Genomic DNA, 21,613 nt, shown 5'->3' with positions numbered 1-21,613 from the left:
CTAGAATTTCCAATAGTTTAATGATTTACGGATTTTAAAGTTACGAATCCAATTTTTTGGTTTTTTATCCTGCCAACCGCTTTCTAGCACATCCGTAATCGCACTCAGAACTCTCGCTGAGGATTGACCGTCCAAATATGGCGTTATTGACGGACCATAATTAGCGATGGCTTTGTCTCTTGCTTCATCCGGTAGCATCGCTTGTTGAATTGCGGATTCTAACTGCTCGGCTTGGGTAATATTGATGAAACTCGCTTGAGGGGCTCGGTTATTTACCGTAACAACCGGCTTATTGAGCAACAAAAACTCCTGAAAGATCGATGAGTTGTCACATACCATCACATCAGCACGATGCTGCATTTCAATCACTCGATCATTGTCGAAGAACAGAAGGTTGTCCCCTTCCAACGCCTGGTATTTTTCTCGTGTCTCTTGCTTCATTTTAGGATGCAGTGTGACTAACCATTGCCACTGGCTCAGTTTGCTTAGGCGCTTAAGCTCTTCATAAACCAATTCAGCACAGGATAAACTTGGCGAAAAAGTGGAAGCGAATAGAATTTGAGGTCTTTCAAAATGCTTGTCACTGGCTTGGTAATTTAACAAGCTATCTAGCTTCAACCAACCAGTCTCTTTGACTTGAAAGTAGCCGCGCTGCTTAGCTAATGGCTCCAATGAGTTGCTTCTTTCATGGCCTTCTGTGCAATACAAATCAAATAGACCACGCTCAGGATATAAGTTCCCTCGTTTACTCTCATTCAAACCGTGAAACACTTGCACCTTCAACCCTGGAATGAAAGCAGGAACGCGGTCTCCGGGTACTAAAACAGCAGAAGGATTATAGGCGACAGCTTCTGTCAAAGACACGCGCTGCTCTTGCTCTAATAAGAGATGTTCAGAAGCATCCTCACCAACGAGCAACCACTTTACGTCATGGCCAAGTTGCTTCGCGTAGTTATAAAATGGACGAAGGATAGCAAATGAGTAGTTCTGCTCGACATAGAGCAAAAAACGATAGGATTGATCGGTTTGAATAAGCGATGAGATAGAGTTCACCATTTCCGTTTGAAAGTGTCACTAAGCATTTAATTATAACGCTCTTTACTTTCGAGATTGAAGAAAATACTCTTCTGATTACTGATTTTACCCTCTGGTGTCACTGTTCTTATGCTTATACGACTTATATACACTCTTATATTGTCATTGGTCTCTCCACTGCTCCTCTATGGGCTTTACAAGAGCAAACCCGGAAAGCCAAGTTTCGGCAAGCGCTGGAAAGAACATTTCGGTATCACGCCACAAGTTCAAGGTAAAAGCCCGATCTGGATTCATGCGGTGTCGGTGGGTGAATCTATTGCTGCGATACCTATTATCAAGCAATTGAAGCAGCGAGCCCCAAATCAAGCCATCATCGTTACCACGACAACCAGCACAGGTGCTGAGCAAATAAACAAGCTGGGTGATTTGGTCGAACATCGCTACATGCCGATTGATTTTTCTTGGTGTGTACGAGGCTTCCTTAAATCAGTACAACCAAAGCAGATGTTGATTATGGAAACAGAGCTTTGGCCAAACACGCTGCATTGCGTCGCGAAAGCTGGGATTCCTATATCAGTACTCAACGCTCGCCTTTCTGAACGTTCATGCCAGCGCTACGCCAAATTCCAGCTTGTATTTAACCTTCTAGCTAAAAAACTATCTCAGGTACTCTGCCAGTACCCTAGTGATGCGGAGCGTTTTGTTAGACTAGGACTAGATAAGTCATCAGTACATGTGACGGGCTCTATCAAGTTTGATATTGAAGTCTCTGCTGAACAAGTCGAAAAAGGCAAAGCATTAAGGGAGCAGGTGGGTTTTGAACGCGATGTCTGGATTGCGGCTAGCACCCACCAAGGTGAAGACGATGTGGTTTTAGATGCTCATAGGCAACTTACAAAAAACAATCCGAATGCGCTACTGATCATCGTGCCTCGCCACCCCGAGCGATTCAACCAAGTGACAGAGCTCGCTAAGCAGCACGGCTTCAACACCGTCACTCGAACGAGTCAGCAAGCATTAACATCTGATGTTGAAATCTATATCGCTGATACCATGGGCGAAATGTTGGTACTACTCGGCGGCGCTGATGTCTGTTTTATGGGTGGAAGCCTTGTTGGAGATAAAGTTGGGGGGCATAATCTGCTAGAACCAGCAGCTCTACAGCTACCCTTACTGAATGGCCCTAGCTACTTTAATTTTAGCGAGATCACCGACAAACTGCTTGAAGCTCAAGCTGTCACTATTTGCCAAAACAGCAATGAAATTGTAGGCCAGCTAACAGAGCTGTTCACACAACCTAAGTTACGTAAAGATAAAGGCTTAGCCGCTTATCAAGTGGTTGAGCAGAATCGAGGGGCGTTGGATAATACCTTACAGCACGTTCTTGACTAGCAATCATTTAGTTAGCTTTGGTAGCCTTTTAACAACGGCTCCCAATCAGATTCTTGCCATTGAATCTGGCGCTTGTTTACTTCTTTTAGGAATGAGCGCTTTAAGCGATTCAAGTTACCTTCTTTCCAGTCATCACCCGCTTGCTGGCCACACTTGTCAAAGTCAATAATCCACACCTTTTGTGAATCATCAAGCAGGATATTGTGAATGTTAAGATCAGTGTGATTAACGCCAGCATCGTGCATTTTACGTATCTCTTGACCAATTTTTTGATAAATGTCCGCACCTATCGGATTAGCTACCAAGACATCAACCAGATCTTTCGCATTGGGAATCCGCTCTGACATCAGATCTGCACGATAAAATAGCCCGCTTTTCGTCGCCCGAGCCGCAACTGGCCTAGGTACATTAACGCCAGCGTTAGCCAATACGTTAAGCACATTAAGCTCCATCGCGCAGCGCGTACTTTCCCAATCAGAGAATCTATATTGATCTTCAACGAGTTTGCCAAATAGCCCACCACGACGATAGTGACGCAACGCGGCTTGCATTCCATCAAGTTGAATAAACCAGGTGGTACCACGCCCCTGTGCACTCCCTGAAATAGCATCACGTTGCTGCCAGTATTCAGCCTCAAAGATCTGAACCATCTCACCCTCCGGCACTTGTGCCAGAAGTTCAGGGTCATACCAAATTATTTGGTTCTTAGTGTTAATAGTTTCCATCTATGAGGCCTTTGGGTCGCTTTTCGTCATTGCTATTTTACAACTAATGCGAGTATCTGCATAATTCTGATGTTATTCACTTTTTCGGGCTCTTTATGTCACTGTTCTCAACTGCACCTCAATCTCTTTGCATACTTCGCCTATCCGCGATTGGCGATGTTTGTCATGCTATTTCTGTGGTTCAAGCCATCCAGAAGCAGTGGCCTGAAACGAAAATTACCTGGATAACCGGAAAAATAGAAGCCATGCTGATCGGCGACCTGCCAGGTATTGAAGTCGTTGTTTTCGATAAGAAACAAGGCTTCAAAGGAATGCGTGAACTCTGGCGCCAATTGTCAGATAGAAAATTTGATGCACTGCTACACATGCAAGCCGCACTCAGAGCCAGCGTACTTTCCTGGGGAATAAAGGCGAAGTATAAGGTAGGATTTGGCAAAAACCGTACTCGTGAAATGCAATCACTCTTTACTAACCGCCACCTGCCTATTTCAGATAAGTTTCATGTGTTAGATAACTTTGCCGAATTTGCTCGCTACATTGGTGTACCCTTCGATAAACCCCTGTGGGATATTCCTTTAACGCCGGAAGACGAACAACTAGCCATCGACACCATGGCTGGGAAACAAACCTTAGTTATCTCTCCTGCAGCAAGTAAAGATTCACGTAACTGGTTAACTGAACGATATGCCGCTATTGCCGATTATGCAGTAGAAAAAGGGATGCAAGTGGTGCTGTGTGGCTCTCCTGCTCCACGAGAAGTAAACCTTGGTAAAGACATCGAAGCGTTATGCCAATCTCCAGTTATCAACTTAATTGGTAAAACTAACCTAAAACAGCTCACCGCAGTACTCAAGTATGCGACCGTGGTAATCGCACCAGATACCGGCCCAGCACATCTGGCGACGACACAATCAACACCTGTCATCGGGTTATACGCACACAGTGATCCTCGAAGAACAGGCCCCTACAATGACCTTGATATTGTGGTCAGTGTTTATCAACAGCACGTAGAGGCGCAACAAGGGAAACCGGTTAAAGACCTTCCATGGGGAACTCGAGCAAAAGGCGGTGATTTAATGAAAGACATCACGCTCGACATGGTAAAACAGACATTAGACAAAGCTATAAACTCGATTAAAACACCAAGCAAGGACAGCTAATATGACCACACACGTTATCTACCCAGGCACTTTCGATCCGGTAACCAATGGTCACCTCGATATCATCGTCCGTGCTGCAAGCATGTTTGATCATATCACCGTCGGTGTCGCCGCGAGCCCAAGTAAAAAGACCATGTTTAAGCTAGATGAACGAGTAGAACTGTTACGTGATGCCGTGTCTCACTTGCCTAATGTATCTGTTGAAGGCTTTTCTGGTTTGCTTGTCGATTTTGCCAAGCAACAGAAAGCTAACGTATTGGTTCGTGGTCTAAGAACAACTATGGATTTTGAGTACGAGTTCGGTCTCACTAGCATGTACCGCAAGCTCCTGCCCGGCCTGGAAAGCGTGTTCCTAACCCCTTCGGAAGAGTATGCTTTCCTATCTTCGACTATTGTTCGTGAAGTCGCGATACACGGTGGGGACATAAGTCAGTTTGTGCCACAGAAAGTTGCAGATGAAATCAAGCTGAAAACAGTGGAATAATCCTGTATTCAAAAACAAAAATAGCGCTCATTGAGCGCTATTTTTTTGTTAGAAGGACTGAGACTTACAACGAGTAGTAATCTTTATACCAATCCGCGAATGCTTTGGCACCTTCTTGGATTTTTACTTGTGGCTTGTAGCCTACTGCTTCAAACAGATCTTCAGTATCGGCGTAGGTTGCGTACACATCACCAGGTTGTATTGGCATGAAGTTCTTCTTCGCTTCAATACCTAAAGCCGTTTCTAATGCTTCAACGTAATCCATCAATTTAACTGGACTACCATGACCGATGTTGAATACACGGTATGGTGCTGAGCTGGTTGCTGGTGAACCTTGCTCTACGGTCCAATCTGGCTGTTTTTCTGGAACTCGGTCTTGTACACGAATAATGCCTTCAACGATATCATCGATATAAGTGAAGTCACGCATCATGTCGCCGTTGTTGTAAATGTCGATCTCTTTACCCGCCACGATTAAGTTCGCAAACTTAAACATCGCCATATCAGGACGGCTCCAAGGGCCGTAAACCGTAAAGAAGCGTAGACCTGTTGTCGGCACATCGTATAGATGAGAATAGGTATGCGCCATCAGCTCATTCGACTTCTTAGTCGCTGCGTACAATGAAATCGGGTGGTCAACGCTGTCTGCCGTGTGGAATGGCATTTTCTGGTTCAGGCCATATACCGAGCTTGAAGAAGCATAAACTAAGTGCTCGACCTTGTTATGACGGCAGCCTTCCAAAATCGCTAAGTGACCAACAAGGTTGCTGTCCGCATAAGCCATTGGGTTATCGATTGAGTAACGAACGCCAGCTTGTGCCGCTAAGTGAATCACACGGTCAAATTTTTGCTGTGCGAAAAGCTCAGCGATACCCTCTCTATCAGCGAGATCAAGCTCGATAAAGGTAAGGTTTTCATGTTCGATTCGCTTAAGGCGGTCGTGTTTCAGAGAGACTTCGTAGTAGTCATTTAGGTTATCGATACCAATAACCTCATGCCCTGCCGCACATAGTCGCTCTGACACTGCAGAGCCAATAAAACCAGCAACGCCAGTTACTAAATATTTCATTCTACTATTCTCAATTCATATAATTAGTACAATTGTAGCCACTCGCTAGCCTACCGACTAGCAATAAAAAGTGAACACGAGTTCAGATTTTCTATACTTGGCACTCTTCGCAATAAAACGTATTACGTTGTCCGATTTTTAGCTCTTGAATCAGCGCTTCGCAGCTTGGGCATTTTTCACCTGCTTTACCATACACTTGCAGCTCTTGTGCGAAGTAGCCTGGTTTACCGTCAGCCTGAGAAAAATCTTTCAACGTAGTACCACCTTGCTTGATAGCCGTCGCGAGCACTTGTTTGATCTCATCGGTTAACAAGATCCATTCTGCTTTGGTTACTTTGTTTGCTGATCGTAACGGGTGGATTTTTGCAGAGAACAAAGCTTCATTAGCATAGATATTCCCGACACCGACCACCACTTTGTTGTCCATGATGAACTGCTTAACCGCGACTTTACGCTTTTCTGCTTTTTCAGCGATATAGTCAGCGTTAAAGTAATCCGTTAACGGCTCAGGGCCAGAGCCAAGCAACACAGCGTGGACTTCATCAGGTGCTGACCACAACCAAGCACCAAAACGACGCGGATCGTTATAGCGCAGTACTTTGCCGTTAGTGAGCTTGAGATCCACGTGATCGTGCTTTGCTGCTGGGAAATCGGCATCTAATACGCGCAGTGATCCCGACATTCCAAGATGAACAATTGCAGTTCCTGTATCAGTTTCAATCAACAGATACTTAGCACGACGTGAGATCGCACGAATCACCTGCCCTTCTAGCTTTTTAAGCTCTTGTGGGATATCCCAGCGCAGCTTTGGCGTACGAAAGGTCAGTGTCTTAATGGTCTCGCCGACTAAATGAGGCGAGATCCCCATACGGCTTACTTCGACTTCGGGTAATTCAGGCATAATCTAATCGTCCGATTTTAGGGATTCTCTGAGCTAAGACTTGGAAACAGGTAGCTCTCTTCAATAGACACCGCCAACCACTGATCATTCCAATTTTTTAGTAACCAAAACTCTGGCAGCTGATAGTAAGTAATACGTTGCGGCTCTTCTTGGTCTTGATACCACACTTCTATGGTGTGTGGGGTAGTAAGCTGAGAAGCAAGGTCAGTATAGGTTTGCGAATCAACCTCGGTACCAACAAGCTGCTGCCAGCGTTGAGAGCGTTCTTGAGCGCTAATGCTTTGAGCTGGGGCGGAACCTTTCAATTGATAGCTCCACTGGCCATCTTCGAGTACCAATGACCACTTAGCAAAGTGCAACGCTTGAAGCTCTGCTCCAGGATTTAACAGATAGGGATAGGGGCTACTAACCTGTTGCTCAGGTTCTGGCTCGATAAGATACGCTTTGATCAAAGTAGGAAGGTTGAGCACCCCAATAAAAGCGATCACGCTTAACATGAGTATGTTGTTCCACCTGCGTCCACGATATCTCATCTGATTCTGCCATCTAACCTATTGAGTCTTCAGTATATCGTGAAAGTGGCGATACTTTCTATGTTGCTATTTGTACCGGCTAGATCCTTATAAAAACTAAAAGGTACGTGAGGTCACCAAATTTTAAGCATAAAAAAACCCAGCGATTAAGCTGGGTTTTTCAATTCTTTCTTCTACTGAAGAAGAGCCAAAAAAGCATCAATTACTTGATTTTCGCTTCTTTGTACATAACGTGTTGGCGAACTACTGGATCAAACTTTTTGATCTCAAATTTGCCTGGCATGTTACGCTTGTTCTTATCAGTTGTGTAGAAGTGACCAGTACCTGCAGAAGATACTAGACGAATTTTCTCACGAATGCCTTTAGCCATTGCTTAATTCCTCTTAAACGTTTTCGCCACGTGCACGAATATCAACAAGAACAGCATCGATGCCTTTCTTATCAATGATACGCATGCCTTTAGCAGTTAGACGTAGTTTAACAAAACGTTTTTCGCTCTCTACCCAGAAACGATGAGTTTGTAGGTTCGGCAGAAAACGGCGCTTAGTAGCATTGCGTGCGTGTGAACGGTTGTTACCCGTTACTGGACGCTTACCAGTTACTTGGCATACTCGGGACATGAATGTCTTCTCCAATCGTTTCAGCTCGATATCAACCTTGGTGGCCGAACCTCTCTATCAATTAAAATAGAAGGTAAAAACCGTTATGGAAAATCCATACAAGGCTATCAAAGGTCGCGCATTATACTAACTTGACACGCATTGCTCAAGACCCGAACAGATCCTTTTTGCGGATTTCGTGATCTTTTTTTGTGCAGCGCAGCTTGCTTGAGTAATCAGAGCTGATTTTAGGTCTAAAAATGTGGGCGGAATGATAGCAGATTTAACGTAGTTAACAACCTAAAATGTGATTCAAATCCATCCGCGCTCAGCAAAAGAGACAACTTCACCGTCTCCGACAACAAAATGGTCGAGAATTCGAATGTCCACCAGCGCCAAGGCATCGGTCAATCGGCAAGTTATTCGCCTGTCAGCTTGGCTCGGCTCTGCGATACCCGAAGGGTGATTATGTGCCAATATGAGGGCGGCAGCATTATGATGAAGTGCCCGTTTAACGACCTCTCTGGGGTAAACCGATGCAGCATCAATCGTCCCCTCAAACATCACTTCATCCTTTATCACCCTATTTTGATTATCAAGAAACAATATATAGAAGGCTTCTCGCTGGCGGTCGCGCAACATACTCGACAGATAAAGCTTAGTATGGCTCGGGCTGGTCAGAGCATCGCCTCGAGATAAGGTCTCCGCGAGGTAACGCTGCGTCATTTCCAGTACGGCTTGCAATTGAACATACTTCGCTTGCCCCATCCCTTTATGAGTACAAAACTCAGCTTGTGTTGCTGAAAACAGGTGTCTAAGTGAGCCAAAGTCCTTGAGCAGCTTATCTGCCAGCTCTAGAACGTTCATTCCTTGCGTGCCCGTTCGGAGAAAGATGGCTAGCAGCTCTGCATCACTCAAAGAATCAGGCCCTCGAGTCAGTAGTTTCTCTCTTGGCATTGATTCAGCTGGCATTTTATTTATCGGCATAGAAGAGCAAATCCATTGCTTATGAACATAACCCCTCAGCGTAACTAGCTAGTATCCAGAGATCCTTTAATAGAGATAAAGCCAGCCGAGTCACTAACAAAAACGTGTAATTGATAAGTTTGATAACGCCAATTTGATGAGCGTCAAGTCTGTTCAAGTTCTGCTTCTAGGCACTCATCCTTTGTTCTGATATCGTAAGTCGCAGAAAAATTAAGGAACAGAATCATGCAAACACAGGTTAATCCACTGAGTAACGCTGACCAACAAGGCCTAGCAGGGAAAAAAATTCTTCTTGGTATTAGTGGTGGTATCGCTGCTTACAAATGTGCCGAGCTGACTCGACGTTTGGTTGAACGTGGGGCACAAGTGCAGGTCGTTATGACCAATGCAGCCAAAGAGTTCATCACTCCACTGACCATGCAGGCGGTCTCGGGAAGGCCAGTGTCTGATAGTTTGCTTGATCCTGCTGCTGAAGCTTCAATGGGTCACATCGAACTCGCAAAATGGGCTGATTTAGTATTGTTAGCACCGGCGACTGCCGATCTTATTGCACGCATGACTGCAGGCATGGGTAATGACCTACTGACCACTTTGGTTTTAGCGACCGATGCACCTGTTGCGGTATCACCGGCGATGAACCAACAAATGTATAGCCACCCTGCCACTCAAGAGAACATCGCGACGCTAAAACGTCGTGGTTGTGAGATTTGGGGGCCAGCGGCTGGCGAACAAGCGTGTGGTGATGTAGGCATGGGCCGCATGTTAGAGCCAATGCAGCTTGTGCACCGCTGTGAAGACTTCTTCCAACCTAAACCACTTGCTGGCCGCTCTGTACTTATTACTGCAGGGCCAACTCGTGAAGCCATTGACCCTGTACGTTACATCACCAACCATAGCTCAGGTAAAATGGGCTACGCGTTAGCTGAAGCCGCAGCTAAACAAGGCGCAACGGTCACTTTAGTGAGCGGCCCTGTGTCACTCGCTACACCAGACAAAGTGACTCGCGTCGATGTCGATAGTGCTCAACAGATGTTTGATGCCGTTACTGATCGCGCCGCTCAACACGATGTTTTCATCAGTTGTGCCGCGGTTGCTGATTACCGCCCTGAGACCATTGCAGACCAGAAACTTAAAAAAGTAGATGGCAAAGATGACATGACGATTCAAATGGTGAAAAACCCAGATATCGTCGCTTCTGTCGCGGCAATGACTGAAGGCCGTCCATTTACAGTGGGGTTTGCGGCTGAAACGCAAGATGTAGAGAAATATGCCCGCGGTAAGCTAGAGCGAAAGAACCTCGATATGATTTGCGCTAATGATGTTTCTGTCGAAGGCCAAGGCTTCAATAGTAGCAGTAACGAATTGCACCTTTATTGGAAAGGTGGCGATAAATCTCTGCCATTGGATAGCAAAGGTGCGCTTGGATTCCAGATCCTTGAGCAGATCCAACAACTGCTAGAAAAAAATCACTAGCTCACTGATTAAAGCAATATTGTCGGATAAGTAGACAATTTTGAGCTGACAATCTGCTGACACCTCTAGATTCTGTTGACCTAGGGCTTACAAAACTAGGAAACAGAATTGAATGGTGTTTATAATCCTTCTTCACTCAATCCTCATCTTTAGGAAAGGAAGTAAATAGATGGCTGGTACTCGAAAATCAAACCGTCGTGAAGAAATCCTACAAGCTCTCGCACAAATGTTGGAATCGACCGAAGGTGCTTCTCGTATCACGACGGTAAAATTAGCCAAGCAAGTTGGCGTTTCTGAAGCAGCACTTTACCGCCACTTCCCTAGCAAAGCTCGCATGTTTGAAGGCCTTATCGAGTTTATTGAAGAAGCCTTGATGTCTCGAATCAACCGCATTCTGGATGAAGAGAAAGACACGCTAGAGCGCATACGCCTAGTACTGCAACTGATCTTAGTTTTCTCAGAACGTAACCCAGGCCTGACTCGAATTTTATCTGGTCATGCTCTAATGTTTGAAAACGAGCGCCTACGTGACCGCATCAATCAGCTATTCGAACGCATTGAGACTCAACTTCGTCAAATTCTGCGAGAGAGAAAGCTTCGTGAAGGAAAATCATTTCCCGTTGATGAAAAAATCTTAGCGGCACAATTGCTCGGCCAAGTTGAAGGCAGTCTGAATCGCTTTGTACGTTCTGACTTCAAATATCAACCGACAGAAAACTTCGATGCTTATTGGGCGCTACTCAGCGCTCAGATTAAGTAGCAATCCAACTTTAAGTGATGGTTATGACGCAAACTTCTCCGACAAGCAGCACTTCACAACACGTTATTACTAAGCCGCCTTTTACGCTGGCACTGCTTCACCCTAAATATTGGGGAGTATGGTTCGGCTTTGGGCTGTTGGCGCTTATCGTTAACGTTCTCCCTTACCGCCTGTTATTACTGTTAGGCCGTTCATTGGGCACTTTGGGCGCTCGTTATGGTAAAAAACGCGTCGCAGTCGCCACTCGCAATTTAGAACTCGCCTTCCCAGATAAGCCAGCAGATGAAGTTGCGGCTATGGTGAGCGAGAACTTTAAGAATACGGGTATGGCGCTGATCGAAACCGGCATTACGTGGTTCTGGCCGACGTGGCGCTTTAAGCGAATTTTAGTAGATAAAGACACTCAGATGCTGCGTACACACAAAGCCAATGGCAAAGGTGTCCTTCTGTGCTGCGTGCATGCCTTGAACCTAGAGATCACCGCACGAGCGATGGCTGTACTCGGTATTCCTGGCTTAGGAGTGTATCGTCCACACAACAACCCTGCTTATGAGTTTATTCAGTACCGTGGTCGTACCCAAAATGGCAACCGCCTAATTCACCGTAAAGATGTGAAGCGCATGATCCGAATCCTGCGTCAGGGTGAGATCCTTTTCTACCTTCCAGATCATGATTACGGCCGTAATAAGTCAGTGTTTGTACCGTTCTTCGCCGTGCCTGATGCGTGTACTACTACTGGTACTAGTATTCTGGCTTACACCAGCCGCTGCGCGATTGTTCCAGGCTCTGGTTTTAGAAACGACAACGGCAAATATGAAATCATGGCCGATGAGTCCATCGAAGATAACTATCCACAAAAAGATGAAAAAGCGGCCGCTGCTTACATGAATAGCTATCTTGAGAAGATTATCTTACGCGCACCAGAGCAGTGGATGTGGCTACACAAGCGTTTCAAAACTATGGAAGACCCAGAAGCTGAACGCGGCATTCGTTATAAGTAGAGTAGCCACTATAAATAATATTCTGAACCAAAAGAAAAGGGGCTGATGATTCATCAGCCCCTTGTGCATTCTATAGCTATAACAAATTGTGTTAGATGCCGTACTGAGCGCGGTACGCTTTCACTGCTTCAAGGTGCGCTGCATCAGTGCCCTTCTCTTCAAGGAAAGTCACTAAGTCAGTCAGGCTAACGATCGAGATAATCGCACAACCAAAGTCACGTTCTACTTCTTGAATCGCAGATAGCTCGCCTTTACCTTTCTCTTGGCGGTCAATCGCAACAAGAACGCCCGCTAGATCAGCACCATTCGCTTGGATGATTTCCATCGATTCACGAATTGCAGTACCTGCAGTGATTACGTCGTCCACCAGCATGATGCGACCTTCCAGTGCGCTACCGACTAGGTTGCCGCCTTCACCGTGGTCTTTTGCTTCTTTGCGGTTAAAGCAGTAAGGCGTGTCTACATCGTGGTGATCGGCCAGTGCAACAGCTGTTGTCGTTGCGATTGGGATACCTTTGTATGCAGGGCCAAACAGTACATCAAATTCAATACCAGAATCCGCCAGTGCTGCTGCGTAGAAACGACCCAAGCGCGCTAAGTCACGGCCTGTGTTAAACAATCCAGCATTGAAGAAGTAAGGGCTCTTACGGCCAGACTTTAAAGTAAACTCACCAAACTTAAGTACTTCTTTCTCTAGTGCAAATTCAATAAATTCACGTTGATATGCTTTCATGCTCATCCTCTATGTTTACTCAATAAAACTTAACTTACGCTCTGTACCACCCTTTCAGGTTTTACAGACAAAAAAATAGCCCCCAAATTGGGAGCTATTAAAATTGATTATTCTGCCAACGCCGACTTCTGCGCTTCAACAATATCGGCAATGCCCTTATTCGCCAGCGCTAAAAGCTTCATCAGCTCTTCGTGGCTGAACGGTTCGCCTTCTGCAGTACCTTGAATCTCAATCATCTTACCGTCTTCCGTCATTACAACGTTCATATCGGTATCGGCTGCTGAGTCTTCAACATACTCAAGGTCACACAGTGCTTCTGCACCAACGATACCCACTGAAACAGCCGCTACGTGGCCCTTCATTGGGTTCTTTTTCAACTTACCACTGTCTAGTAGGCTCTTGATTGCATCAGCCATTGCTACGCTTGCACCAGAGATAGACGCAGTACGTGTGCCACCGTCTGCTTGAATAACATCACAATCAACAGTGATCATGATTTCACCCATCGCTTTAAGATCCACAACAGCACGTAGGCTACGAGCGATCAGACGTTGGATTTCCATCGTGCGACCACCTTGCTTACCGCTCGCCGCTTCACGACGGTTACGAGTGTGCGTTGCTCGTGGCAGCATGCCGTATTCAGCCGTTACCCAACCCTTTCCTTGACCTTTCAACCAACGCGGTACGTTTTCTTCTACCGTCGCATTACATAGAACTTTAGTGTTGCCGAACTCAACTAATACAGAACCCTCAGCATAAGCTGTGTAGTTACGAGTAATTTTAATTGGACGAATTTGATCTACAGCGCGGTCATTTGGACGCATTGGTATCTACCTTATTAACAGTCTGAAGTGATTTACTATCGAAAGCGTGCATCACCTAAGAAAGGGGTGAGACATATTTGGTTGGGGCGAGATTATATAGCAGTTTACTGCGCAAAGCTATTTACCATTCGAAGACGCTGTTCAAGAAAAGTAATTCCTTAGCGAAAGTGATGAGCTTCGGCTGTCACCCGTATCGTGATACTATGCGTGCGCGTTATTTTCAGAATGATAAAAGACAGGAAAATTCGATGATTTATAGTATGACCGCGTACGCACGCAAAGAAGTAAAAGGCGATTGGGGCAGCGCAGTATGGGAAATCCGTAGTGTAAACCAACGCTACCTAGAAACTTACTTCCGTATGCCTGAACAGTTCCGTGGTTTAGAGCCAATCCTACGCGAGCGTTTCCGTAAGCGCCTAGCACGCGGCAAAGTAGAATGTAACCTACGCTTTGAAGCTAACCCAGCAGCAAAAGGCGAGCTAAGCATCAACGAAGGTTTAGCGCAGCAAGTCATTAATGCGGCGAACCAAGTGATGACCATGACAGGTGAAGAGAGCCGTCTTAACCCATTCCAAGTCATGAACTGGCCTGGTGTGATGGAAACACCTGAGCAAGACATGGATGCGATCAACAAAGACCTGCTAGCAGCGTTCAACGATGCGATTGCAGAGTTCATTGATGCTCGTGCTCGTGAAGGAGAGAACATGAAGGCGCTAATCGTACAGCGCTTAGATGCGATCACTGAAGAAGTGGTAAAAGTACGTGCACGCATGCCTGAAATCCTAGAGTGGCAACGTGAGCGTCTGCTTAACAAATTTGAAGAAGCGAAGATTGAGCTTGAAGGTTCTCGCGTTGAGCAAGAGCTAATCCTACTCGCACAGAAGTCAGACGTAGCCGAAGAGCTAGACCGCCTAGACTCTCACGTGAAAGAAGCCAATGCAGTATTGAAGAAAGGCGGCGCATGTGGCCGTAAACTGGACTTCATGATGCAAGAGTTCAACCGTGAATCAAACACGCTAGCGTCTAAGTCTATCAGCACTGACATCACTGCATCAGGCGTAGAGCTGAAAGTTCTTATCGAACAGATGCGTGAACAGATCCAGAACATTGAATAAGCCAACGCAGAGCTAATACAAGTAAGCCCCTGTATCGAGAGATGCAGGGGCTTTTCTTTATTTTAGTAATAAAGGACCATCAACATTGATGCTCAGGTAAGTCTTTGGTTTTGTATAGATTGGCAATGTCGTGATTCTTGTCACGATGCTTGGCTTCATCTTCTCTTATACGGAAAAGTACATCTAAGAATGTCGCATCTTCAGGTAGCCCGTAATAGGTCATCGCAATTCTCGGCGCAGGATGGTTGGGCAGAGCCCCCTCTTCAATTTTGGATATGTACTCGGAATAACTGTTACAGGCTTCCTCTTCAAAGTAGCCGACAATCCTATGCGCTGTTTTAGATGAAACTAGGTAGATAACGCCGTAGATGATGAGAAAGATGAACTGCAGTAACATCACTAAGATGCGTTCTATAATGGACGGCTTGGTAACGGTCAGGAAAATCATCAAATGCATCCGTTCATTGTCTGCTTCATCCAATAGCTCTTTGATCCAACCGCCGTCATCTTTCATACGACGTAATGCTTTAAGGTGGTTAAATACACCTGCGACCATGCCTGGTACAGCCGGAATGGTTTCCAACAACATCGCACGTTTGGCTAAATGTTTTCCATAAAACAGGTTAAGCGTTTTTTTGAGAAGTCGAGTAACAAGAAGCGCAACCTTTTCGGAGAATATTTCAGGTTTATAATGAGTGCTTTCAAAATGCATATCGTGTTCCTTAATATGAGTCTAATATTCACTAATCAACATTCATGCCAGAAAACAAAGCCTTATATTTCAAGGAAAAGCCAGGGAAAGAAGTCATTAAGACTCTCAAATAAGAAGAGTCATTAAAACATTTATATGTCTTTTTGACACTTAAAAGGTAGTAAAAAGCCCAGCGACATGGCTGGGCTCTAAATGATTTGTCAGTCGACGGTTTACTCGTCCGGTTGCTTGGTTCTAAGATCAACATACGGCCAATAGTGATGCCCAACTCGAATCAACAAGGTAGCGGCAGCTAAGATAAACGCGGCTAAAGATAACCAAACAATGAGAACCGCATCCAGCTCCTTCATTCCAAGTGTTATGTAACGAGCAATCGCCATAATCGCGATATAGATAGGGTAACGTACCGGAATCTTACCGTTCATCACAAATTGTTGGACCATAGCCAACACTTCTAAATAGATGAACATCAGAAGAATATCGGTCAGCCGAACTTGTCGCTCAACAAACAAATGCATGAACTCTTCAACCATCGCAAACACGGTAGCGAGAGTAATCGCCACCAACAGTACCGCTTCAAGAGTATGAAAAACTTTCAAGAAAGGCTTACTAAAAGATTTAGGTAAATGAGAAGGCATTGTCACTCTGCAAAAAAATTAATCCAATCTCTACAATAGCATGCCTCAATATAAGCCGCTCCTTCTCTAGCGGAGAAACCATCAATTACACACCTTATGTGGAGACAGAAGATACAAAAATGGCCCCACATTCACTGTAGAGCCATCTATTCATTCTTCGTTTCAACTTAAATCGCCGATTAGCCTTAAAGAAGAATCAGGTAGGTCAGGAACACCACACACAGGCCATAGATTAACGGGTGAACTTCTTTACCCTTACCCGCGACAACCATAGTGAACGCATAGCTGATAAAACCCATCGCCATGCCGTTTGCAGGTGAAAAACTTAGTACCGTGAACATAATGGTGAAGAAGGCTGCGATGCGAGACTCTTTCTTCTCCCAATTAATCTGGCCAAGGCGGCCCACCATGTAGATACCAACTACGACCATCGCCGGCGCAACCATAGCCGCCGAGAAAATAGAGAAGATTGGGTACAGGAATAGCGAGATTAGGAACAAGCCTGCAACCATCACTGCCGCCAAACCTGTCTTCGCACCTTGAGAAGAAGCAATACCCGACTCAGAGAATGCCGTAATCGATGTGGTACCAAGAACAGAACCAATCACCGTACCACCCGCATCTGCCACTAGAGCAGATTTCGCATTTGGCACCTTACCGTCTTTATCGATGATACCCGCATCACGGCCAACACCAACAATCGTGCTCAAGCCATCAAAGAAGTCGACAATCAGGAAGATAAGTACGATGAACAATAGATCGAACATTTTCTCAGGAGTAAACGCAGAGAAATCGAAGATCGCACCAAAGCTACCTGCCATGCTCGGTGGCATCGCGACTAGCTGCTCTGGGATTGGCGCATTTGATGTACCCATGAACACGTCAGCCAGGATTGTCAGTGCAATCGCTGATACGAATGAGATAAACGTCGCCAACTTAATGTCACGAACCATACAGCCAAGGGCAATAAAGATGCTGATGTAAGCGATGATCACTTGTGGGTCGGAGATATCTCCTAAACCAACCAATACAAACGGATTCGAAACGATGATGCCCGCGTTCTTAAGCCCCAAGAAAGCGATGAACAAACCGAGCGATACCGTAATCGCCAGCTTTAAGCCCTCAGGGATCGATTCAATCATCGATTTACGAATATTGGTCAGTGAGAATGCCAGATACAAAATACCAGAAAGGAAGATACCAAAGAGCGCTTCATTCCACAGCACGGCAACAGAACCACTCAATAACAGGCCTTTGAAAAAGCCATTCATGCTCATACCCGGCGCTAGCATCACAGGGTAGTTACCCCAGATGCCCATGATTAACGTCGAGATGGCTGCAGCCAAAGCCGTTGCAGTAAATACCGCCCCTTTGTCCATCCCCGGGATACCACCCAAAATCGCTGGGTTAACCGCCAGAATGTAGCTCATTGCCAAGAAAGTAATGAAACCAGCGTACAACTCAGTGCCAATCGTGGTCTTTCTTTCAGTGATTTTAAACATTGAATCAAGCGAACCAGAGGTGTTCTGGGCTTTCAGGGTGGAATCGGTACTCACAACAAAACCTTTGCAATAAATTAAGAATTTGGGGATTCAAATGCTGTGAGAATAGAGAAGTCTCTACACTAAAAACTGTAGTCACCAAGATAGGCTTGGTAGTAGAAACGTCTAGACCTTTTTACTAGACATATACAGCATTTAATCGTTTGCGCGAATTGTAAGGATTGAGATTAAAACTTCAATAAATTTTGTATAGATCACATAAAAAACTGCAGCTGATGAGTGATTACATTTCTAGAATGATCTTTGAAAGGATCATTCGCTAATAAATAACGATCAAGCCAGTTGTTCTCAATCACCTAAATATGCTACTCTTCGCCTCCATTTTTCTGACCTAATTTTCACCAATTGTCGTTATATACGTGCAATTACCGGAACGCAGTTAAGGTCAGTGCTATCTTTTATAGTGTCGGTTTATCGCCTTCACTCAATCCAACCAACAGTGGAAATATACAGATGGGCAAAGGTACTCTTTACATCGTATCTGCACCTAGTGGCGCAGGTAAGTCGAGCTTGATCTCAGCAATGCTAGAAACCAATCCAACCTACGCAATGAAGGTATCTGTTTCACACACCACTCGCGGTATGCGCCCTGGTGAAGAAAATGGTGTTCACTACCACTTTGTAGAGAAGCATCACTTCGAAGACCTCATCAAGAAGAATGAATTCCTAGAGTACGCTGAAGTATTCGGCAACTACTATGGTACTTCACGCGTTTGGATTGAAGAAAACCTAGACCGCGGTATCGATGTATTCCTAGATATCGACTGGCAAGGTGCTCGTCAGATCCGTGAACAGATGCCTCAAGCGAAGAGTGTATTCATTCTTCCACCATCAAATGGTGAGCTAGAGCGTCGCCTAAACGTTCGTGGTCAAGACAGCGAAGAAGTTATTGCGAAACGCATGAACGAAGCGAAGTCAGAAATCTCTCATTATAATGAGTATGACTACGTGATCGTGAATGATGACTTTGATGCAGCCCTAATGGACTTCAGAGCTATCATTCGTGCGGAACGCTTAAAAGAAGATAAGCAAGCAGCAAAATACAGCGGCATGCTTACTGCATTACTGGCGGAATAATTTAGCAAGGCTAGATTTTCCATTGAGATAAGTATACGGTGATCTAGAAAGTCTCTAGTTAAACTTGTATACTTTCTCGTCATCAAAAATTTATTAGTTAATTACTATTTGGAGTCCTCATGGCACGCGTAACTGTTCAAGACGCTGTTGAAAAAGTTGGCAACCGTTTCGACCTAGTTCTTATTGCGGCTCGCCGCGCACGTCAAATGCAAACTGGCGGTAAAGATTCACTAGTGCCTGAAGAAAACGATAAGCCAACGGTTATCGCTCTTCGCGAAATCGAAGAAGGTCTTATCACTAAAGACGTACTAGATGCTCGTGAACGTCAAGAGCAACAAGAGCAAGAAGCGGCTGAACTTGCAGCAGTAAGCAGCATCGCTCACTCTCGTTAAGAACGTCATTCGAACTAATTAACCTTCCGGGCCTTTAATTTGTATCTATTCGATAGCCTCAAAGACGTTGCCCAAGAATACCTAACAGAGCCTCAAATTGAGGCTCTGCGTCAATCTTATGTGGTAGCGAGAGACGCCCATGAAGGGCAAACCCGCTCAAGCGGTGAACCATACATTATCCACCCTGTAGCTGTTTCAAGAATCTTGGCAGAAATGCGACTGGATATCGAAACTCTACAAGCTGCTCTACTTCATGATGTGATTGAAGACTGTGATGTCACTAAAGAAGATCTAGAGGAAAAGTTTGGCAATACCGTTGCTGAATTGGTAGATGGTGTATCTAAGCTGGATAAGCTTAAATTTCGTGATCGCAAAGAAGCGCAAGCAGAGAACTTCCGTAAGATGGTTCTCGCCATGGTGCAAGACATCCGCGTTATCTTGATCAAATTAGCTGACCGTACTCACAACATGCGTACGCTTGGGGCACTTCGTCCTGACAAAAAGCGTCGTATTGCTCGTGAAACCCTAGAAATCTATTCTCCACTAGCTCACCGTCTTGGTATTCATAACATCAAGACCGAACTAGAAGAGCTGGGCTTCGAAGCCCTCTACCCTAACCGTTATCGCGTACTGAAAAACGTAGTGAAAGCTGCGCGTGGTAACCGTAAGGAAATGATTCAACGTATCCATAGCGAAATCGAAGGTCGCCTTGAAGAGGTTGGTCTACCTGCTCGCGTGCTTGGTCGTGAAAAGAACCTGTTCTCCATCTATAACAAGATGAAAACTAAAGAGCAGCGCTTCCACACCATTATGGACATCTACGCTTTCCGCGTGGTGGTTGATACCCCAGATACTTGTTATCGCGCATTGGGTCAGGCACACAGCCTGTACAAGCCTCGTCCTGGCCGCATGAAAGATTACATCGCGGTACCAAAAGCCAACGGCTACCAATCTCTGCATACATCAATGATTGGCCCTCACGGGGTACCAGTTGAAGTTCAGATCCGTACTGAAGATATGGATCAAATGGCAGATAAAGGTGTCGCGGCGCACTGGTCATACAAAGGCAATGGCTCACGCAGCAGTAATGGCACTACCGCACAGGTTAAAGCACAGCGTTGGATGCAGAGCTTACTTGAGCTACAACAAAGCGCAGGTAACTCATTCGAATTCATTGAAAACGTTAAGTCTGATCTGTTCCCAGATGAGATCTTCGTGTTCACGCCGAAGGGTCGCATTGTCGAGCTTCCTGCTGGTGCTACAGCGGTCGATTTTGCTTACGCGGTACATACCGATGTCGGCAACATGTGTGTAGGTGCTCGTGTAGACATGAACCCTTACCCACTCAGCAAATCGCTGAAGAACGGTCAAACCATTGAGATCATCAGTGCTCCGGGCGCACGTCCGAATGCAGCATGGCTCAACTATGTGGTGACATCACGTGCGCGTACTAAGATTCGTCAGGTTCTGAAGACTATGCGCCGTGAAGAGTCGATTACCTTAGGTCGTCGTCTACTGAACCACGCACTTGGCGAACACTCGATTGGTGATATCGGCCAAGAAAACGTTGAACATGTATTGTCAGATCTTCGTCTCGACAATATCGAAGACTTGCTGGCATCGATTGGTCTTGGTGAGCTAATGAGTATCGTGATTGCTCGTCGTTTACTGGGCGATGCTGACGAACTGACTGAAGTGGAAAACAACAGCGGGATACCAAGGAAGAAACTTCCGATCCGTGGTGCTGAAGGATTATTGCTGACGTTCGCCAACTGTTGTCACCCGATTCCAGATGATCACATCATTGCCCATGTATCTCCAGGTCGTGGTCTTGTGGTTCACCGTGAAACGTGTCCAAACGTTCGTGGCTACCAAAAAGAACCAGACAAGTATATGGCGGTGGAATGGTCTGACGATTACGACCAAGAATTCACAGCTGAACTTCAGGTTGATCTGCAGAACCACCAAGGTGCACTGGCTGAGTTAACTAACGTTATCTCGAAAACAGGCTCAAACATTCACGGTATTTCGACCGAAGAGCGTGATGGACGCTTGTACACAGTGACAATCTTGCTGACTACTAAAGATCGTGTTCACCTTGCGAGCATTATGAAGAAGCTACGTGTGATGCCACACGCGCTCAAAGTAAGACGCCGTAAGAACTAGCTCTAAAAGCAGATAGATAAAGCAGATGAGAGATACGAGTCTCGAGATGCGAAGAGCAAAAGCTTTTCAGCACTCAACTTTTCGTATTTCGAGTCTGCTTTAATTTTTTCTACTGCCTTATTCTTTCATCACACCGATAACTCTAAGATCCTATTTGCTTTTTATCTCTTCGCATCTCGTTTACTCGAATCCCGTATCTGCTTCTAAGCTTTATCCTGTACAAAAATCCAGTAAAATGCTTGAATAGATCATCACTCTTACGTTTATGAGCCTTG

The 21,613-nt window shown here is 45.4% G+C and carries 23 protein-coding genes and 1 riboswitch; of the genes, 10 read left to right on the top strand and 13 right to left on the bottom strand.

The window, feature by feature from the left end; all coding sequences use genetic code 11:
* The gene (locus OCV52_RS00775; RefSeq protein ID WP_137406387.1) at positions 1-1,032 is read right to left on the bottom strand and encodes a UDP-N-acetylglucosamine 2-epimerase; all 1,032 of its coding nucleotides are present in this window, start codon (positions 1,030-1,032) and stop codon (positions 1-3) included.
* Positions 1,033-1,164: 132 nt separating this feature from the next.
* Here OCV52_RS00775 and waaA point away from each other — a divergent pair, with 132 nt between their 5' ends.
* On the top strand, positions 1,165-2,427 hold the full coding sequence (gene waaA, locus OCV52_RS00770) for a lipid IV(A) 3-deoxy-D-manno-octulosonic acid transferase (RefSeq protein WP_137406340.1): 1,263 nt from the start codon (positions 1,165-1,167) through the stop codon (positions 2,425-2,427).
* Between the two features lie 11 nt (positions 2,428-2,438).
* Here the strand turns inward: waaA and OCV52_RS00765 are convergent, their stop codons facing one another.
* A complete protein-coding gene (locus OCV52_RS00765; protein ID WP_137406341.1) occupies positions 2,439-3,152 on the bottom strand; it encodes a 3-deoxy-D-manno-octulosonic acid kinase in 714 nt (237 codons plus the stop codon).
* A 95-nt stretch (positions 3,153-3,247) separates the two neighbouring features.
* On the opposite strand from OCV52_RS00765, the gene OCV52_RS00760 reads away from it, so the two are divergent.
* Together OCV52_RS00760 and coaD are read left to right on the top strand one after the other, a co-directional pair.
* The gene (locus tag OCV52_RS00760; protein WP_137406342.1) at positions 3,248-4,312 is read left to right on the top strand and encodes a glycosyltransferase family 9 protein; all 1,065 of its coding nucleotides are present in this window, start codon (positions 3,248-3,250) and stop codon (positions 4,310-4,312) included.
* A gap of 1 nt (position 4,313) precedes the next feature.
* Positions 4,314-4,796, top strand: coding sequence for a pantetheine-phosphate adenylyltransferase (coaD, locus tag OCV52_RS00755; RefSeq protein WP_061033136.1), 483 nt, complete (start codon positions 4,314-4,316; stop codon positions 4,794-4,796).
* Between the two features lie 64 nt (positions 4,797-4,860).
* On the opposite strand, the gene OCV52_RS00750 is transcribed toward coaD, so the two are convergent.
* From OCV52_RS00750 to radC, 6 genes are all read right to left on the bottom strand, one after another.
* A complete protein-coding gene (locus OCV52_RS00750) occupies positions 4,861-5,865 on the bottom strand; it encodes an NAD-dependent epimerase (RefSeq protein WP_137406343.1) in 1,005 nt (334 codons plus the stop codon).
* A 91-nt stretch (positions 5,866-5,956) separates the two neighbouring features.
* Positions 5,957-6,766, bottom strand: coding sequence for a bifunctional DNA-formamidopyrimidine glycosylase/DNA-(apurinic or apyrimidinic site) lyase (mutM, locus tag OCV52_RS00745; protein WP_004741424.1), 810 nt, complete (start codon positions 6,764-6,766; stop codon positions 5,957-5,959).
* 17 nt (positions 6,767-6,783) lie between these two features.
* Positions 6,784-7,299, bottom strand: coding sequence for a hypothetical protein (locus tag OCV52_RS00740; RefSeq protein WP_137406344.1), 516 nt, complete (start codon positions 7,297-7,299; stop codon positions 6,784-6,786).
* A gap of 202 nt (positions 7,300-7,501) precedes the next feature.
* Entirely contained in the window at positions 7,502-7,669 is a 168-nt protein-coding gene (rpmG, locus tag OCV52_RS00735) for a 50S ribosomal protein L33 (RefSeq protein ID WP_002535344.1), read from the bottom strand.
* Positions 7,670-7,682: 13 nt separating this feature from the next.
* Positions 7,683-7,919 (bottom strand): 50S ribosomal protein L28, encoded by a 237-nt coding sequence (rpmB, locus tag OCV52_RS00730; protein WP_004728407.1) that lies wholly within the window; start codon positions 7,917-7,919, stop codon positions 7,683-7,685.
* A 291-nt stretch (positions 7,920-8,210) separates the two neighbouring features.
* The gene (gene radC, locus OCV52_RS00725; RefSeq protein ID WP_137406345.1) at positions 8,211-8,885 is read right to left on the bottom strand and encodes a RadC family protein; all 675 of its coding nucleotides are present in this window, start codon (positions 8,883-8,885) and stop codon (positions 8,211-8,213) included.
* 225 nt (positions 8,886-9,110) lie between these two features.
* Here radC and coaBC point away from each other — a divergent pair, with 225 nt between their 5' ends.
* From coaBC to lpxL, 3 genes are all read left to right on the top strand, one after another.
* A complete protein-coding gene (gene coaBC / locus OCV52_RS00720) occupies positions 9,111-10,358 on the top strand; it encodes a bifunctional phosphopantothenoylcysteine decarboxylase/phosphopantothenate--cysteine ligase CoaBC (protein WP_137406346.1) in 1,248 nt (415 codons plus the stop codon).
* A 169-nt stretch (positions 10,359-10,527) separates the two neighbouring features.
* On the top strand, positions 10,528-11,118 hold the full coding sequence (gene slmA / locus OCV52_RS00715; protein ID WP_004741428.1) for a nucleoid occlusion factor SlmA: 591 nt from the start codon (positions 10,528-10,530) through the stop codon (positions 11,116-11,118).
* Between the two features lie 17 nt (positions 11,119-11,135).
* Complete coding sequence (lpxL, locus tag OCV52_RS00710) at positions 11,136-12,119, top strand: LpxL/LpxP family Kdo(2)-lipid IV(A) lauroyl/palmitoleoyl acyltransferase (protein ID WP_137406388.1); 984 nt, start codon at positions 11,136-11,138, stop codon at positions 12,117-12,119.
* Positions 12,120-12,210: 91 nt separating this feature from the next.
* Here lpxL and pyrE read toward each other — a convergent pair whose 3' ends face one another.
* Positions 12,211-12,852, bottom strand: coding sequence for an orotate phosphoribosyltransferase (gene pyrE / locus OCV52_RS00705; RefSeq protein WP_004741430.1), 642 nt, complete (start codon positions 12,850-12,852; stop codon positions 12,211-12,213).
* 107 nt (positions 12,853-12,959) lie between these two features.
* Positions 12,960-13,676 (bottom strand): ribonuclease PH, encoded by a 717-nt coding sequence (rph, locus tag OCV52_RS00700; protein ID WP_004741431.1) that lies wholly within the window; start codon positions 13,674-13,676, stop codon positions 12,960-12,962.
* Positions 13,677-13,924: 248 nt separating this feature from the next.
* Here rph and OCV52_RS00695 point away from each other — a divergent pair, with 248 nt between their 5' ends.
* Positions 13,925-14,791 carry a YicC/YloC family endoribonuclease gene (locus OCV52_RS00695; protein WP_061033127.1) on the top strand — a complete coding sequence of 289 codons (867 nt, stop codon included), beginning with the start codon at positions 13,925-13,927 and terminating at the stop codon, positions 14,789-14,791.
* Positions 14,792-14,870: 79 nt separating this feature from the next.
* Here the strand turns inward: OCV52_RS00695 and OCV52_RS00690 are convergent, their stop codons facing one another.
* The 3 genes from OCV52_RS00690 to OCV52_RS00680 all read right to left on the bottom strand — a co-directional run bounded on the left by OCV52_RS00690 (position 14,871) and on the right by OCV52_RS00680 (position 17,697).
* Positions 14,871-15,503, bottom strand: coding sequence for an alternative oxidase (locus tag OCV52_RS00690; protein WP_137406347.1), 633 nt, complete (start codon positions 15,501-15,503; stop codon positions 14,871-14,873).
* Between the two features lie 212 nt (positions 15,504-15,715).
* Positions 15,716-16,141: a phosphate-starvation-inducible protein PsiE gene (locus OCV52_RS00685; protein WP_063525624.1), complete on the bottom strand. Its 426-nt coding sequence runs from the start codon at positions 16,139-16,141 to the stop codon at positions 15,716-15,718.
* Between the two features lie 185 nt (positions 16,142-16,326).
* A complete protein-coding gene (locus tag OCV52_RS00680; protein ID WP_137406348.1) occupies positions 16,327-17,697 on the bottom strand; it encodes an NCS2 family permease in 1,371 nt (456 codons plus the stop codon).
* A 58-nt stretch (positions 17,698-17,755) separates the two neighbouring features.
* A riboswitch (purine riboswitch) is annotated at positions 17,756-17,855 on the bottom strand.
* Positions 17,856-18,156: 301 nt separating this feature from the next.
* Here OCV52_RS00680 and gmk point away from each other — a divergent pair.
* The 3 genes from gmk to spoT all read left to right on the top strand — a co-directional run bounded on the left by gmk (position 18,157) and on the right by spoT (position 21,338).
* The gene (gene gmk, locus OCV52_RS00675; RefSeq protein WP_004741436.1) at positions 18,157-18,780 is read left to right on the top strand and encodes a guanylate kinase; all 624 of its coding nucleotides are present in this window, start codon (positions 18,157-18,159) and stop codon (positions 18,778-18,780) included.
* Positions 18,781-18,899: 119 nt separating this feature from the next.
* Positions 18,900-19,172 carry a DNA-directed RNA polymerase subunit omega gene (gene rpoZ / locus OCV52_RS00670; protein WP_004741437.1) on the top strand — a complete coding sequence of 91 codons (273 nt, stop codon included), beginning with the start codon at positions 18,900-18,902 and terminating at the stop codon, positions 19,170-19,172.
* 39 nt (positions 19,173-19,211) lie between these two features.
* On the top strand, positions 19,212-21,338 hold the full coding sequence (gene spoT / locus OCV52_RS00665; protein WP_137406349.1) for a bifunctional GTP diphosphokinase/guanosine-3',5'-bis pyrophosphate 3'-pyrophosphohydrolase: 2,127 nt from the start codon (positions 19,212-19,214) through the stop codon (positions 21,336-21,338).
* The last annotated feature ends 275 nt before the right edge of the window (positions 21,339-21,613 follow it).

The organism is Vibrio chagasii (assembly GCF_024347355.1).
Classification (GTDB): domain Bacteria; phylum Pseudomonadota; class Gammaproteobacteria; order Enterobacterales; family Vibrionaceae; genus Vibrio; species Vibrio chagasii.
Note: the sequence above shows the minus strand (reverse complement) of the source record. Positions and strands in the feature narration are given on the sequence as shown.

Coding starts and splice junctions, on each gene's coding strand:
- waaA (WP_137406340.1), top strand. CDS start 1,165: ATGCTTATACGACTTATATACACTCTTATATTGTCATTGGTCTCTCCA.
- rpoZ (WP_004741437.1), top strand. CDS start 18,900: ATGGCACGCGTAACTGTTCAAGACGCTGTTGAAAAAGTTGGCAACCGT.
- OCV52_RS00750 (WP_137406343.1), bottom strand. CDS start 5,865: ATGAAATATTTAGTAACTGGCGTTGCTGGTTTTATTGGCTCTGCAGTG.
- coaD (WP_061033136.1), top strand. CDS start 4,314: ATGACCACACACGTTATCTACCCAGGCACTTTCGATCCGGTAACCAAT.
- OCV52_RS00740 (WP_137406344.1), bottom strand. CDS start 7,299: ATGAGATATCGTGGACGCAGGTGGAACAACATACTCATGTTAAGCGTG.
- rpmG (WP_002535344.1), bottom strand. CDS start 7,669: ATGGCTAAAGGCATTCGTGAGAAAATTCGTCTAGTATCTTCTGCAGGT.
- gmk (WP_004741436.1), top strand. CDS start 18,157: ATGGGCAAAGGTACTCTTTACATCGTATCTGCACCTAGTGGCGCAGGT.
- OCV52_RS00685 (WP_063525624.1), bottom strand. CDS start 16,141: ATGCCTTCTCATTTACCTAAATCTTTTAGTAAGCCTTTCTTGAAAGTT.
- lpxL (WP_137406388.1), top strand. CDS start 11,136: ATGGTTATGACGCAAACTTCTCCGACAAGCAGCACTTCACAACACGTT.
- OCV52_RS00695 (WP_061033127.1), top strand. CDS start 13,925: ATGATTTATAGTATGACCGCGTACGCACGCAAAGAAGTAAAAGGCGAT.
- mutM (WP_004741424.1), bottom strand. CDS start 6,766: ATGCCTGAATTACCCGAAGTCGAAGTAAGCCGTATGGGGATCTCGCCT.
- coaBC (WP_137406346.1), top strand. CDS start 9,111: ATGCAAACACAGGTTAATCCACTGAGTAACGCTGACCAACAAGGCCTA.
- rph (WP_004741431.1), bottom strand. CDS start 13,676: ATGCGTCCAAATGACCGCGCTGTAGATCAAATTCGTCCAATTAAAATT.
- OCV52_RS00765 (WP_137406341.1), bottom strand. CDS start 3,152: ATGGAAACTATTAACACTAAGAACCAAATAATTTGGTATGACCCTGAA.
- rpmB (WP_004728407.1), bottom strand. CDS start 7,919: ATGTCCCGAGTATGCCAAGTAACTGGTAAGCGTCCAGTAACGGGTAAC.
- pyrE (WP_004741430.1), bottom strand. CDS start 12,852: ATGAAAGCATATCAACGTGAATTTATTGAATTTGCACTAGAGAAAGAA.
- OCV52_RS00760 (WP_137406342.1), top strand. CDS start 3,248: ATGTCACTGTTCTCAACTGCACCTCAATCTCTTTGCATACTTCGCCTA.
- slmA (WP_004741428.1), top strand. CDS start 10,528: ATGGCTGGTACTCGAAAATCAAACCGTCGTGAAGAAATCCTACAAGCT.
- OCV52_RS00690 (WP_137406347.1), bottom strand. CDS start 15,503: ATGCATTTTGAAAGCACTCATTATAAACCTGAAATATTCTCCGAAAAG.
- radC (WP_137406345.1), bottom strand. CDS start 8,885: ATGCCGATAAATAAAATGCCAGCTGAATCAATGCCAAGAGAGAAACTA.